At 68.7% G+C, this 13,800-nt stretch carries 11 protein-coding genes and 1 riboswitch; of the genes, 7 read left to right on the plus strand and 4 right to left on the minus strand.

The genetic code is table 11. The features are described 5' to 3' along the window. Positions 1–22: 22 nt before the first annotated feature. Positions 23–1,510 (minus strand): glycerol kinase GlpK, encoded by a 1,488-nt coding sequence (glpK, locus tag ACFUEJ_RS11780; RefSeq protein WP_388029598.1) that lies wholly within the window; start codon positions 1,508–1,510, stop codon positions 23–25. 76 nt (positions 1,511–1,586) lie between these two features. Here glpK and glpD point away from each other — a divergent pair, with 76 nt between their 5' ends. Both glpD and ACFUEJ_RS11790 read left to right on the plus strand, forming a co-directional pair. Then, positions 1,587–3,329, plus strand: coding sequence for a glycerol-3-phosphate dehydrogenase (glpD, locus tag ACFUEJ_RS11785; protein WP_065630729.1), 1,743 nt, complete (start codon positions 1,587–1,589; stop codon positions 3,327–3,329). An 87-nt stretch (positions 3,330–3,416) separates the two neighbouring features. Continuing rightward, positions 3,417–3,839: a pyridoxamine 5'-phosphate oxidase family protein gene (locus tag ACFUEJ_RS11790; protein WP_269553216.1), complete on the plus strand. Its 423-nt coding sequence runs from the start codon at positions 3,417–3,419 to the stop codon at positions 3,837–3,839. Between the two features lie 16 nt (positions 3,840–3,855). Here the strand turns inward: ACFUEJ_RS11790 and ACFUEJ_RS11795 are convergent, their stop codons facing one another. Further along, positions 3,856–4,647, minus strand: a complete 792-nt coding sequence (locus ACFUEJ_RS11795) for a DNA-formamidopyrimidine glycosylase family protein (protein ID WP_068970324.1) — start codon at positions 4,645–4,647, stop codon at positions 3,856–3,858. Between the two features lie 8 nt (positions 4,648–4,655). Further along, positions 4,656–9,266, minus strand: a complete 4,611-nt coding sequence (locus ACFUEJ_RS11800) for an ATP-dependent helicase (RefSeq protein WP_277242658.1) — start codon at positions 9,264–9,266, stop codon at positions 4,656–4,658. A gap of 17 nt (positions 9,267–9,283) precedes the next feature. After that, a riboswitch (cobalamin riboswitch) is annotated at positions 9,284–9,444 on the plus strand. A gap of 35 nt (positions 9,445–9,479) precedes the next feature. Between ACFUEJ_RS11800 and ACFUEJ_RS11805 the strand changes: the two genes are divergently transcribed. The 4 genes from ACFUEJ_RS11805 to ACFUEJ_RS11820 all read left to right on the plus strand — a co-directional run bounded on the left by ACFUEJ_RS11805 (position 9,480) and on the right by ACFUEJ_RS11820 (position 12,408). Beyond that, positions 9,480–9,716, plus strand: coding sequence for a CbtB-domain containing protein (locus ACFUEJ_RS11805; protein WP_058250870.1), 237 nt, complete (start codon positions 9,480–9,482; stop codon positions 9,714–9,716). A 6-nt stretch (positions 9,717–9,722) separates the two neighbouring features. After that, complete coding sequence (locus ACFUEJ_RS11810) at positions 9,723–10,553, plus strand: CbtA family protein (RefSeq protein ID WP_058250640.1); 831 nt, start codon at positions 9,723–9,725, stop codon at positions 10,551–10,553. 17 nt (positions 10,554–10,570) lie between these two features. After that, positions 10,571–11,068 (plus strand): histidine phosphatase family protein, encoded by a 498-nt coding sequence (locus tag ACFUEJ_RS11815; RefSeq protein ID WP_277242656.1) that lies wholly within the window; start codon positions 10,571–10,573, stop codon positions 11,066–11,068. Positions 11,069–11,181: 113 nt separating this feature from the next. Beyond that, a complete protein-coding gene (locus ACFUEJ_RS11820; protein WP_058250638.1) occupies positions 11,182–12,408 on the plus strand; it encodes an acyl-CoA dehydrogenase family protein in 1,227 nt (408 codons plus the stop codon). Between the two features lie 48 nt (positions 12,409–12,456). Here the strand turns inward: ACFUEJ_RS11820 and ACFUEJ_RS11825 are convergent, their stop codons facing one another. Beyond that, entirely contained in the window at positions 12,457–12,834 is a 378-nt protein-coding gene (locus ACFUEJ_RS11825; protein WP_175404279.1) for a three-helix bundle dimerization domain-containing protein, read from the minus strand. 100 nt (positions 12,835–12,934) lie between these two features. On the opposite strand from ACFUEJ_RS11825, the gene ppk2 reads away from it, so the two are divergent. Then, positions 12,935–13,768, plus strand: coding sequence for a polyphosphate kinase 2 (gene ppk2 / locus ACFUEJ_RS11830; protein WP_058250637.1), 834 nt, complete (start codon positions 12,935–12,937; stop codon positions 13,766–13,768). Positions 13,769–13,800 lie beyond the last annotated feature (32 nt).

The raw sequence follows: 13,800 nt of genomic DNA on the forward strand, positions 1-13,800 counted from the left end.
GGCAGCGGCGCCGTCGCGCCGGTCAGGTCAGGCCGAAGCTGTGCTCGACGGCTCGGTTCCATCCCGCGTAGAGGCGGTCGCGGTCGTCTGCGGCCATCCCGGGCTCCCACCGGCGGTCTTCGGCCCAGTTGGCGCGGATGTCGTCCTCGCTCTTCCAGAAACCGACGGCCAGGCCGGCCGCATACGCCGCGCCCAGAGCGGTCGTCTCGTTCACGACCGGCCGCACGACGGGTACGTCGAGGATGTCGGCCTGGAACTGCATGAGCAGTTCGTTCACGACCATTCCGCCGTCGACCTTCAGCGTCGACAGTTCCACCCCGGAGTCGGCCTGCATCGCCTCGATGACCTCACGCGTCTGGAAAGCGCTGGCCTCCAGCGCCGCCCGCGCGATGTGGCCCTTGTCGGCGAACCGGGTCAGACCCACGATGACGCCACGGGCGTCGGAGCGCCAGCGCGGTGCGAAGAGTCCGGAGAACGCCGGGACGAAGTAGACGCCGCCGTTGTCGTCGACCCCGCCGGCCAGTTTCTCGACGTCGGACGCCTGCGGGATCAGTCCGAGGTTGTCCCGCAACCACTGGATGAGCGAACCGGTCACCGCGATCGAGCCCTCGAGGGCATATCGCGCGGGCTGGTCGCCGATGCGGTAGCAGACGGTGGTGAGCAGGCCGTGCTCACTGAACACCGGTTCCGTGCCGGTGTTGAGGAGCAGGAAGTTCCCGGTGCCGTAGGTGTTCTTCGCCTCACCGGGCTCCAGACAGGCCTGGCCGAACGTCGCCGCCTGCTGGTCGCCGAGGATGCCCGCCAGGGGCACGCCGGGCAGCGGGCCGTTGCCGCGGAGCGCCCCGAAGTCGCCCGAGGAGCTTCGGATCTCGGGCAGCATGGCCATCGGTATGCCCATGTCGGCGCAGATCTCGGCATCCCACTGCTGGGTGCGCAGGTCCATCAGCATCGTCCGGGAGGCATTCGTGACGTCGGTGACGTGCTGACCCCCGTCCACGCCGCCGGTCATGTTCCACGCCATCCAGGAATCCATTGTGCCGAAGCACAACTCGCCGTTCTCGGCGCGTTCGCGGAGGCCGTCCACGGAGTCGAGCAGCCAGCGGGCCTTGGGGCCGGCGAAGTAGGTCGACAACGGCAGGCCGGTGCGATCGCGGAACCGGTCCATGCCGACATCTCCGGCCAGCTCGGTGCACAGATCATCGGTTCGCGTGTCCTGCCACACGATGGCGTTGTGCACCGGCTTGCCGGTGTCGCGCTCCCAGATCACGGTGGTCTCGCGCTGATTGGTGAGGCCGCAGGCGACGATGTCCTTCGCGGTCAGTTCGGCCGACGCGAGGGCAGCGGCGCCGACGCGGCGGGTGTTACGCCAGATCTCGGCGGCGTCGTGTTCCACCCAGCCCGCGCGCGGGAAGATCTGTTCGTGTTCGAGCTGTTCGGCGCCGACGACGCGACCCTCGTGATCGAAGATCATCGCCCGGGTCGAGGTGGTGCCCTGGTCGATTGCCGCCACGTATTTGCCTGACCTACCCACGCCGGACAGTGTCGCACGCTGTCGAGGCCACAGAGATCAATTAGGCTCAGCAACCATGAACACCGAGTTCAACGCGGACCGGCCCGCCGACATGGGGCCCCTCTACCGCGCCGAGGCGTGGCGGAGATTCGGGGAGGAACAGTTCGACGTGGTGGTCATCGGTGGCGGCGTGGTGGGTGTCGGTGCCGCACTCGACGCCGCGACACGCGGTCTGCGCGTCGCGCTGGTCGAGGCACGCGACATCGCCTCGGGCACATCGAGCCGGTCGTCGAAGATGTTCCACGGCGGCCTCCGCTATCTCGAGCAGCTCGAATTCGGCCTCGTGCGTGAGGCTCTACGCGAACGCGAGTTGTCGCTCCGGTTCCTCGCGCCACATCTGGTCAAGCCGTTGCCGTTCCTGTATCCGCTCACGCAACGGGTGTGGGAGCGGCCGTATGTCGGAGCCGGCATCTTCCTCTACGACCGGATGGGCGGCGCCAAGTCCGTTCCCGGACAGCGTCATGTCACCCGATCGGGTGCCCTGCGCGTGGCCCCGGCACTCAAGCGCAGCTCGCTCATCGGCGGGATCCGGTACTACGACACCGTCGTCGACGACGCGCGGCACAGCCTCACGGTCGCCCGCACAGCGGCCAATTACGGTGCGGTCATCCGGACCTCGACCCAGGTCACCGGATTTCTGCGCGAATCCGACCGGGTGCTCGGAGTCCGGGTGCGCGACACCGAGAACGGCGATGTGACCGAGATCCGTGCCCACTGCGTGATCAACGCCGCGGGCGTGTGGACCGACGAGGTGCAGGCACTGTCCAAGCAGCGCGGGCACTTCAAGGTCCGGGCCTCCAAGGGCGTGCACATCGTGGTGCCGCGCGACCGGATCGTCAGCGAGACCGCGATCATCCTGCGCACCGCCAACTCGGTGCTGTTCGTCATCCCGTGGGAGACGCACTGGATCATCGGCACCACCGACACCGACTGGAACCTCGACCTCGCGCATCCGGCCGCCACCCGCGCCGACATCGACTACATCCTCGAACGCGTCAACGAGGTCCTGGTCACCAAGCTCAACCACGACGACATCGAAGGCGTCTACGCCGGCCTCCGGCCGCTGTTGGCCGGGGAGGACGACGAGACCTCGAAGCTGTCCCGGGAACACGCGGTCGCGACCGTCGCGCCCGGACTCGTGTCGATCGCCGGCGGCAAGTACACCACCTACCGTGTGATGGCCGCCGACGCCGTCGACGCGTGCGACGACTTCATCCCCACCCGGGTGGCGCCGTCGATCACCGAACGCGTCCCGCTGCTCGGGGCGGACGGTTACTTCGCGCTCATCAACCAGTGCGAGCACCTCGGACGCCGATTCGGGTTGCACCCGTACCGGATTCGCCGGTTGCTGAACCGCTACGGCTCGCTGATCGACGACGTGCTGTACTACGCCGACGGCGACAAGAGCCTGCTGCAACCGCTGGCCGCGGCGCCGCAGTATCTGCGCGTGGAGGTGGTGTACGCCGCGGTCGACGAGGCGGCGCTGCACCTCGAGGACGTCCTCGCCCGGCGGACCCGCATCGCCATCGAGTACTCCCATCGTGGCGTCGACTGCGCCGACGAGGTCGCCGACCTGCTGGCGCCCCTCCTCGGCTGGACCACCGAGCAACGCGACTTCGAGGTGGCGACCTACGTCGCGCGCGTGGAGGCCGAGGTGGCCTCGCAGCAGCAACCCGACGACGACTCCGCCGACGCCCTGCGCGCCGCGGCCCCCGAGGCCCGGGCCGAGATCCTCGAACCGGTGCCCGTTCCGAAGTGACGGTGGCTCCGGTCAAGTCGGGACGTTGGGCTCTGTCGCCGTTCCCTGGTCGCGCGGGACGATCGGTGTGGGGAGAAGGAGACGATCATGGTCGACGAATCGGTACGGGTGCTCACCCCCAGCCAGGCCTGGGACCTGTTGGGAGGAGCGCAGCTCGGTCGGATTGCACTGAGCGTCGACGGCCAGCCCGACATCTTCCCGGTGAACTTCCACGCGACCGACGGCCGCATCATGCTGCGGTCCGGCGAGGGCACGAAACTGTCGGAGCTGGCGGTGAATTCGCGAGTGGCGTTCGAAGCCGACGGACATACCGAGACCGACGGGTGGAGTGTCGTTGCCAAGGGGACGGCACGCATACTGGTGTCGCTCCACGAGATCGAGGCGGCCGACCAGCTGCCGCTGCGCCCGTGGATCGCCACGATGAAGTACAACTACGTGGAGATCGCGGTCGACTCGATCACCGCCCGCCGCTTCGAGTTCGGGCCCGAGCCCGAGCGCTACCCCGTGTGAGGGGGCCTCGGCCGCCTCAGATCTGACACCGGGGACACCAGTAGACCGAGCGCTCCCCGCCGGGGGATTCGAGTTCGCCGCGCTTCACCGGGGTCGCACAGCGCCGGCACAACCGACCGTGACGGCCGTACACCCACATCCGCGCGTTGGGTGAGGTGTTGCCCGTGGTGGTGCGCGCCGAGCGCATCCGGTTGGCCCACAGGAGACGCCGGCTGAGATCGACCACCGGGCCGAGATCCACCTCGCCCACCGGCCGGGTGGGGAGGACACGGCGGAGGAAGCAGATCTCACTGCGGAAGACGTTGCCGATCCCCGCGATGAGGCGTTGATCGAGGAGTGCCGACCCGATGGTCTCGTCGGGGTGCGCGGCGAGTCGCCGGATCGCCTCTTCACGATCGAAGTCGTCGGCGAGCAGGTCGGGACCGAGGTAGGCGAGCGCCGCGTCCGGGTCGGCGAGGAGTTCAAGGACCCCCAGGTCGAAACCCACGGCCTCGTGGTCGGCAGTTCGCAGGACCGCACGCGCTTGATAGGCGGGCCGCCGCCACCGTTGCCCGCGAGGATGAACGTGCCAGGCCCCCTCCATCTTCAGATGCGAGTGGATGCTGAGGGTGTCGCCGACACCCGGACCGCTCTCGGCGACGTCGATCAGCAGGTGCTTGCCCACCGATCGCACCGCGAGGACCTCGCGTCCGGAGAGGTCCGCGGTGGCCAGCGACGGGATGCGGAAGTCCGACGACTCGAGCACCCGTCCCGCGAGCCCCGCCCGCAGTCGTGCGGCGGCCGCGTAGACGGTGTCGCCCTCAGGCATGGTCCACCTCAGGCATGATCACCGAAACGCAGCCGGATGCCGCGCGGGGTCGTCGAGAATCCCGCTTCGACGAGCACCTTGCCGAAGTCGGTGGCGCGCACGGGTTCCGAGTCGATGTGGTCGATCGTCAGACGCGCGATCCGGCCCCGCCGGACCAGTGCGACCAGCGCGCCCGCGGCCGACTCCAGCCGCGGGATCGAGTCGCTGAACGTCAGCAGCGTCTTGCCGCCGCGTTCGACGAAACACACCACGTCACCGTCGACGATCACCACGAGCGCCCCCGGTTTGCGGCCCGGGCGGTGACCGGCCTCGGTGTCGCGAGACGCCGGCCACTCGAGCGCCGCCCCGTAGGGATTGGCCGGGTCCGTCGCGGCCAGCACGGTTGCCTCGCGGGGCGCTTTGCGATCGGGCAGCGCATGCCGGCGCAATTCGTCGACCGTGGCCGGCGAGGCGAACTGCGCCCCGCCGAGGCCGTCGACGTAGTAGCCGCGACGAACATGTCCGTTGTCCTCGAAGACGGTGAGCGCTTTGTAGACCCGCGCGAAGCCGCCGGTCACCTCCTCCGAGACGACGCTGCCGCGCGTGATCACGCCGTAGCGGGTGAGCAACTGATCGCAGAGGCCCTGCGTGGCGATGGTCGGCTCGGTGGACGGGTGGTCGAGGGCGAACCAGCGGCCACTCGCCGTCGGCGACACCGGGGGAGCGACGGAGTGTTCGGTGAGGTACCGGGCCGACAGGCGGCCGGCGCGAAGCCGGGGTGCGCGTCCGCGTGCCCGATGCGCGGGCGCCGACCGCGGCGCGGACGGGCTGCGCCGCGGTTGCAGCAGGGCCCGGACGGGCGCGAAGCTGTCGTTGCTGACCCGCCCCGCCCACACGAGGTCCCATAGGGCACTCTCGATGTCGGCGGCCGGCGTGGTGGTGCCGGTGCTGATGTCGGCGGCGATCTGTGGGAACCGCAGGGCACCACCGGGTTCGAGTGCTGCGGTGACCCCGTCGTGGACCGGGGTGGTGTCGATCTCGTCGGCGTCGGGCAGAGTCAGGACGGCGACGTCCGCGGGATGCAGCGCCACCCAGCCGTCGGAGTTCCCGATGCGACCGTGTCCGGACCAGATGACCTCACCGGCGCTGAGCAGTTCGTCGAGCATCGGCGATGCGTAATCGGACACCCGGGCCGGCAGTACGAGGGACTCCCACGCGGACGCCGGCAGCGGGAACCCGGCCAGCTGGTCGATGACCGTCGCCACCCCGTCGACACCCCGGAGCTGGGTGCCCGACGACGCGTGCTGCCAGTCGAGGAGGAACCGGGTGAGGACGTCGGTACCGACGGGAGCCACCTCGGCGCGGCTCGCCGCCAGGGAACCGCGTCGGATCTGACCCAGCACGTCGGCGTGACACCATTGCCCGTCCCGGGGGCCGGTACCGGCATCGGGCAGGAAGTCACCCTCGACGACGCGTCGCTCCGATGCGAGACGGTTGAGGGTGTCGCGCACGACCCCGGTCGCGATACCCAGAGCCGCGGAGGCCTCGGGCACGGTGAACGGGCCATGGGTGCGGGCGTACCGGCCGATGAGGTCTCCGACGGGGTCGGGCACCTCCTCGAGATAGGCCGCCGGGATGCCGAGAGGTGCGGGCACCCCGAGAGCGTCACGGAGGCGGGCGGTGTCGTCGATGGCCGCCCACAGCGCACGTGCGTTGTGGTTGACCGAGATGATCTGCCCGACCCGGTGCAGCTCGGTGAGCAGGTCGGCGGCCGGCTCGTCGCCGCGATACCGGGCCGCGACCTCCTCGGTGGTGAGCGGGCCCAGCCATCGCAGGAGGTCGACGATGTCCTCGGCGTCGCGCGCCTGACGCTCGGGGGACAGGCGTTGGAGCCGGGCGATCACGTCGGCGATGACCGCCGGATCGAGGAGCTCGCGCAGGTCGACGCGCCCGAGCAACTGGGCCAGCAGGCTGGTGTCGAGGGAGAGGGCGGCCGCGCGGCGCTCGGCGAGCGGCGCGTCGTCGGCGTACATGAAGGCTCCCACGTACCCGAACAGCAGCGACGCGGCGAAGGGAGAGGGGCTTTGGGTCTCGGTCTCCACCACCCGGATCCGGCGCGTGCGGATGCGGTTCAGCAGATCGAGCAGGGCGGGGAGGTCGTAGACGTCCTGCAGGCATTCGCGGACGGCTTCGAGCACGATCGGGAAGTCGGGGAATTTGGATGCGACGGAGAGCAGTTGGGCGCTGCGCTGGCGCTGTTGCCACAGCGGGGCGCGCCGGCCCGGATCCCGGCGCGGCAACAGCAGGGCGCGGGCGGCGCATTCGCGGAAACGGGACGCGAACATCGACGAGTCGGCCAGACCGTCGGTCACGAGTTGCTCGACCTCGTCGGGGTCGAGGAGGAACACATCGGCTCCGGGAGGGGCGTCGTCGGTGTCGGGCATCCGCAGGATGATGCCGTCGTCGGAGGCGGTGGTGGCGCCCTCGATGCCGAGGGTCTCCAGCAGGCGCTGCGAGATGGCACTGGCCCAGGGGGCGTGTACACGTAAGCCGTAGGGGGAGTGCAGGATCACCCGCCAGTCGCCGAGTTCGTCGCGGAACCTCTCGACGACCAGCGTGCGATCGGTGGGCAGGTGTCCGGTCGCCTCGCGCTGCTCGGCGATGAGTGTCGCGAGGTTGCTGCGGGCGTTCTCGGTGAGCCCGAGCCGGTCTGCCTGGTCGTCGAGCTTCCCGGGATCGGCGACCGACTGGGTGAAGGCACCGATCGCGGCGCCCAGTTCGGCGGGGCGTCCGATCGCGTCACCGATCCAGAACGGCAACCGGCCCGGTTGACCGAACGCGGGGGAGACGAGTACGCGGTCGTGGGTGATGTCCTCGATCCGCCAACTGGTGGCGCCCAGCGCGAACACGTCGCCGACTCGGGACTCATAGACCATCTCCTCGTCGAGTTCGCCTACGCGAGTGGCCTTCTCGCCGACCATGAACACGCCGAAGAGTCCGCGGTCGGGTATGGAACCGCCCGAGGTGACGGCGAGCCGCTGGGCGCCGCGCCGGCCGGTGATGACTCCGGCGTCGCGGTCCCAGTTCACCCGGGGGCGCAGTTCGGCGAACTCGTCGGACGGGAAGCGGCCCGCGATCAGGTCGAGGGTCGCGTCGAAGACGCCCCGGCCCAGTTCGCGGTAGGGCGCCGCGCGCCGGACGACCTCGTACCAGTGATCGACCTCGAGGTCGTCGACCGCGGCCGCCGCGATGGTCTGCTGGGCGAGGATGTCGAGCGGATTCTGCGGGACCTTGATCTCCTCGATCGCGCCGTCGAGCATCCGGCCCACCGTCACCGTGCAGTGCAGCAGATCGGTGCGGTGCTTGGGGTAGAGGATGCCCTGGCTGATCTCGCCGACCTGGTGCCCGGCGCGGCCGATCCGCTGCAGTCCACTCGCCACCGACGGCGGGGACTCCACCTGGATGACGAGATCGACCGCACCCATGTCGATGCCGAGTTCGAGTGAGCTGGTGGCCACCACACACGAGAGGCGGCCGGCCTTCAGGTCGTCCTCGATCTGGGCGCGCTGCTCCTTGCTGACCGAGCCGTGATGGGCGCGGGCGAGAACCGGCTCGGCGCCGGAGCTCGCGCCGCTGCCCATCACGAACGCCGGGGCGCCGCCCGCGACCGACGGATTGCCGGTCGGTTCGGCAGGCTCGCCGTGGCGCTCGGCGTGGATCTCGTTGAGCCGAGCGGTGAGCTTCTCGGCGAGGCGTCGGGAGTTGGCGAAGACGATCGTGGCGCGGTTCGCCTCGATCTGGTCGACGATCGAGGCCTCGACGTACGGCCACAACGAGCCGGCAGTCGGCGAGAACGCGTCGTCCAGCGCCGCGGGGTCGGCATCGGACACCGGCGGCGGGATGTTGGCCATGTCCTCGACGGGGACGTCGACGCGCAGGTCGAATGTCTTGTCGGCCTTGGGTTTGACCACCTGGCACGGCGCGGCGCCGGACAGGAACCCCGCGACCACCTCGGGCGGGCGGACCGTCGCCGAGAGGCCGATCCGCTGGGCGGGTTTGTCCAGCAGTTCGTCGAGGCGCTCGAGGGTCAGCGCGAGATGGGTACCTCGTTTGGTCGCGGCGACCGCGTGGACCTCGTCGACGATGATCGCCTCGACGCCGGTGAGACTTTCCCGCGCGGCCGAGGTGAGCATCAGGTACAGCGACTCGGGGGTGGTGATGAGGATGTCGGGTGGGGTTTTGACCAGCGCACGCCGATCGGCGGCGGAGGTGTCGCCCGACCGCACGCCCACGGTGATGTTGGGCTCCGGCAGGTTCAGTTCCTGGGCCGCCCGGGTGATGCCGGTCAGCGGTGCGCGCAGGTTGCGCTCGACGTCGACGGCCAGTGCCTTCAACGGCGAGATGTAGACGACCTTGGTGCCCGCGGGACGGTTGCCGGCGTCGGCGGCGAGCCGATCGAGAGCCCAGAGGAACGCGGCGAGGGTCTTCCCGGACCCGGTTGGTGCGATGACCAAGGTGTTCGCGCCGTCGGCGATGGAGGTCCAGGCGCCCTTCTGCGCAGCGGTGGGCGCGGTGAACGCACCCGAGAACCACCGCCGGGTGGGGGCGGTGAAGCGGTCGAGCACCGAGGGGCGGGGCATCTCTCCACTATGTCGCACGCGTACGACAGAACGCGGTATACAGTCTCCTCACGCCTGTACGGGGAATCCGGTGAGAGTCCGGAACGGTCGCGCCACTGTGAACGCAGCCCAGATCGACACGGTCGACGTGACGGGGCATGCGTGAGTCAGGATGCCGTGCCGGCGTGCACCACCCGTGAACTCTCCGACGCGAGATCGGCGAAAGGACCCACCATGACAGCTCCCCGTACCGAGGCGGCATCACCGGTCGCCCCGGCCCGTGCCCTGCCCGTACCGAACATCTCCGTCGCGAGCGCGGCGCTCTGGCTCAGCCTGACCGTGCTGCTCGCCGGGCTGGCGTACTACTTCCTCGGTTACGACCAGGGAGTCGTGTCGGTCTTCGGCTCCGACACCCACGTGCACGAGTTCGTGCACGACGCCCGCCATTTCCTCGGCTTCCCCTGCCACTGAGTCGACATGGAGAAGAAGTTCATCGGCGCCGGCCTGCTCGCAGGTCTGATCGCCGGCATCGTCTCGTTCGTGTTCGCGCGGTTCTACCTCGAACCCGTCGTGGGCAAGGCCATCGACTACGAGAGCGCCCGCTCGGCGGCCGAGGATGCCCTGGCCCATGCCGCCGAACCGGGTGGTCACACCCATGGTGAGGGCGGAGAGTTGTTCACCCGCGCGATGCAGGAGAACCTCGGCGCGGGGATCGGCAACGTCGTGTTCGCGGTGTGCATGGGCGCGTTCTTCGCGGTGGCGTTCACGGTCTTGTGGAGCCACGTCGGCAGCCGTCATCCGGCCACGGATCCCCGTGCGGTCGCCGGCGTGCTCGGCGGCATCGGTTTCGTCGCCGTCTTCGCCGTACCGTTCTTCGCCTTCCCGGCGAACCCACCCGCCGTCGGCGACGACGACACCATCGGCGAACGAACCGGTGCCTTCCTCACCATCACCGTGTCGTCGGTGATCCTCGCCATCGCGGCGGTGGTCCTGGCGTCGTGGTTGCGCCCGCGCATCGGTGGGTTGGTCTCGGCGGTCGCCGCCACGGTCGCTTATCTGGCCGGCATCGCGATCGTGCTCGCCGTCCTGCCGTCGTTCAGCGAGGTCCCCGGCCCGGTCCGCGACGACGCCGGACAGGTCGTGTTCCCGGGCTTCCCCGGTGACGTGATCGGGGATTTCCGGGTGTACGCGATCGCCAACCAGGTCATTCTGTGGACGGTTCTCACCGTCTCGTTCGCACTGATCGTGGGGGCGATGGCCCGGTCGCGGGCGACTGACCGCGCTCGCGCGGTCTCCGCGCCGAACTGAGGCGATCAACGCACGGCATGCAGATCATCACCGCCGGTCGCACCGGCCCCAACCGGTCGGTGCGATTCGGCGGTGACCCGGTTCTCGATCAGCGGGGTCGACGCGACGTGCTCGCTCTGAGCGCGTCGCTCACGCGCCCGATCGACATCTGCGGCCCGGAGGCGGCGACCCGCGACACCGCCGAGATACTCGGCGCGACACGCGGCCTCATCGTCGACGACGCGCTGCGGACGCTCGATGTCGGTGCGTGGTCGGGCCTGTCCCCGGAGGAGATCGACCCCGTCGACCTCGGCGGGTGGTTCACCGACCCGGAGGCCCGCCCGCACGGGGGTGAGAGTGTCGCGCAGTTCGTCGACCGAGTTCATGCCTGGCGTGCCGGGCAGGCCGAGCACGGCGATGGCTACGTGGTGGTCGCGATGCCGGTGGCGCAGGCCCTGCTGTGCGTCGATGCGGACGGGTTCTTCGCGCGGGAGGTGCGCCCGGCCACCCACTACACCTGCACCGATGCTCGGTAGGAACAGATCTGCGACGACGTACCTAGACATCGGCAGTGACTCCTGACACAGTTGGGGACGACAAAACTGAAACGTGTTCGCCCCTGCGCGGACACCGGTCTGGGAGTGTGACGATGTTCGAGTGGTCCGAAGAAGATCTGATGGTTCGGGACGCCCTGCGGGCGTTCATCGACAAGGAGATCCGGCCACATCTCGACGAACTCGAATCCGGCACGCTGCCGCCCTACGACATCACCCGCAAACTGCTGTCGAGCTTCGGTGTCGACGCGATGGCCAAGGACGCTCTCGAGAAGGAACTCGAGGCCGAGGCCAACGGGGAGAAGAAGAAGCCCTCAGGCGACGGCGGCGGTATGGGCGGCTCGATGTTCATGATGGTCAACATCGAACTGGCGGGGGTCTGTCTCGGTCTCGTCGCATCCCTGGGCGTGAGCATGGGCCTGACCGCCTCGACCATCCGCGGCAAGGGCACGCTCGCCCAGAAGAAGCGGTGGCTGCCCGAACTGGTCACGATGGAGAAGGTCGGCGCCTGGGCGATCACCGAACCCGACTCCGGATCGGACGCGCTGGGCGGTATGAAGACGACGGTCCGTCGCGATGGTGACGACTACATCCTCAACGGACAGAAGACCTTCATCACCAATGGCCCCTACGCCGACACCATCGTCGTGTTCGCCAAGCTCGACGACGGCAGCGGCACCCCGATGCGGGACCGTAAGGTCCTGTCGTTCGTCCTCGACAAGGGGATGCCGGGACTGACCCAGGGCAAGCCGTTCAAGAAGATGGGCATGATGAGTTCGCCGACGGGCGAGCTGTTCTTCGACAACGTGCGCGTCGGCAAGGACCGCCTGCTCGGCGAGACCGAGGACACCGGTTCGGACGCGCGCGGATCCGAAGGCGCCAAGGCCGGTTTCACCGCGGAGCGGGTCGGGATCGCGGCCCTGTCGCTGGGCATCATCAACGAGGCGCAACGGCTTTCGATCGACTACGCGAAGAACCGCAAGCTGTGGGGCCAGGAGATCGCACAGTTCCAGCTCATCCAGCTCAAGCTGGCCGAGATGGAGGTCGCGCGCATCAACGTCCAGAACATGCTCTTCAGTGCCCTCGAGCGGGGCAAGGCGGGCAAGCCGCTGAGCTTGTCCGAGGCGTCGGCGATGAAGCTCTACTCGTCGAAGGCGGCCACCGACGTCGCGATGGAGGCGGTGCAGTTGTTCGGCGGCAACGGTTACATGGCCGAGTATCGCGTGGAGCAGCTTGCGCGCGACGCCAAGTCGCTGATGATCTACGCCGGCAGCAACGAGATCCAGGTGACCCACGTCGCCAAGGGGCTGCTGCGGGGCTGACGAACAGGCCCGGTCGTGTCGGACCATGCCGACACGATCGGGCCGGGTTCAGGCGACCTCGCCGGCCCGGACCTCGACCGTCTGCGGCGTGGTGCCGGGCGTCGGCGACACGAGCGTCAGGTGGTCCGGCTGTGCCAGGAAGTCCTCGATGTCGCGTCGAGCCGCCTTCTCGATCAGCAACGGCACGAAGAGCCTGACCTTGCAGTCGGCGAATCGTCCGTAGACGGCGTGCACACGTGCGTCGATGTCGTCGACAGCCATAACCGGAAACCGTGCGATCAGGCGACGAATCACCTGTTCGACTTCGAGCATCTCCTCAACCCGAGCCATTGGGACATTCTGCGGGAAAACCTTTGCGGCTGCAGGCTCATCGGGGAAACGACTGGTCACGATCGAGCATGCGACGGTGTGCTCCGTACCTGCCACGACAATTGCGCGTCCTCTTCGTCGGTTACCGCGCGGATGCCTCGGACGTGGCACAGAATGACCAGTTAGTCATTCGGTCCAGCCACGGGAGCGTACGGCCATGCCAGATTACTCATCGTCCTCGGGTGAACTCCGAGGCCCGGATCACGGCGGCCCGGCGGGCCCGATGTCGGGCAAGAAGTACCGCAAGCATCTCGAACCGCTGCACGCCGAGTTGGTCGCGATGCAGGAGTGGGTCCGTGCGACCGGGGCGAAGGTCTGCATCGTCTTCGAGGGCCGGGACACGGCGGGCAAAGGCGGAGTCATCAAGGCGATCACGGCCAGGGTGAGCCCGCGGGTCTTCCGCGTGGTCGCGCTGCCCGCTCCCACCGAACGGGAGAAGTCGCAGATGTACCTCCAGCGGTACATTCCGCATCTGCCCGCGGCCGGCGAGGTCGTCATCTTCGACCGCAGTTGGTACAACCGGGCCGGCATCGAACGGGTGCTCGGATTCTGCACGGAGAAGCAGGCACACCAGTTCCTGGAACAGGTGCCCACGGTGGAACGGTCGATGGTCGAGTCGGGGATCATCCTGCTCAAGTACTGGCTCGAGATCAGCGAGGAACAGCAGACCCTTCGCCTGCAGAGCCGGATCGACGATCCGCGGAAGATCTGGAAGCTCTCCGACATGGACCTCGCGTCCTACAGCCGCTGGTACGACTATTCGCGGGCCCGCGACGAGATGTTCCGGTTCACCGACACGGGTTGGGCGCCCTGGTATGTCGTTTCCACCGACGACAAGAAACGGGGTCGGTTGAATGTGATCGAGCACCTTCTCGGTCAGGTTCCCTACACGCCGCTCGAACGTCCCCGGATCGAACTGCCGAAGCGGCAGAAGGCCAAGGACTATCGGCCACCCGAGCAGGCCCTGCACTGGATCCCGACCCCGTATTGACGACCCGAAACCGAACCGCAGTCGAGTAGTCA

This window comes from Gordonia sp. NPDC057258 (genome assembly GCF_042668985.1).
Lineage (GTDB): Bacteria > Actinomycetota > Actinomycetes > Mycobacteriales > Mycobacteriaceae > Gordonia > Gordonia hongkongensis.

Coding starts and splice junctions, on each gene's coding strand:
- ppk2 (WP_058250637.1), top strand. CDS start 12,935: ATGCCAGATTACTCATCGTCCTCGGGTGAACTCCGAGGCCCGGATCAC.
- glpD (WP_065630729.1), top strand. CDS start 1,587: ATGAACACCGAGTTCAACGCGGACCGGCCCGCCGACATGGGGCCCCTC.
- ACFUEJ_RS11800 (WP_277242658.1), bottom strand. CDS start 9,266: ATGCCCCGCCCCTCGGTGCTCGACCGCTTCACCGCCCCCACCCGGCGG.
- ACFUEJ_RS11795 (WP_068970324.1), bottom strand. CDS start 4,647: ATGCCTGAGGGCGACACCGTCTACGCGGCCGCCGCACGACTGCGGGCG.
- ACFUEJ_RS11805 (WP_058250870.1), top strand. CDS start 9,480: ATGACAGCTCCCCGTACCGAGGCGGCATCACCGGTCGCCCCGGCCCGT.
- ACFUEJ_RS11810 (WP_058250640.1), top strand. CDS start 9,723: ATGGAGAAGAAGTTCATCGGCGCCGGCCTGCTCGCAGGTCTGATCGCC.
- ACFUEJ_RS11820 (WP_058250638.1), top strand. CDS start 11,182: ATGTTCGAGTGGTCCGAAGAAGATCTGATGGTTCGGGACGCCCTGCGG.
- ACFUEJ_RS11790 (WP_269553216.1), top strand. CDS start 3,417: ATGGTCGACGAATCGGTACGGGTGCTCACCCCCAGCCAGGCCTGGGAC.
- ACFUEJ_RS11815 (WP_277242656.1), top strand. CDS start 10,571: ATGCAGATCATCACCGCCGGTCGCACCGGCCCCAACCGGTCGGTGCGA.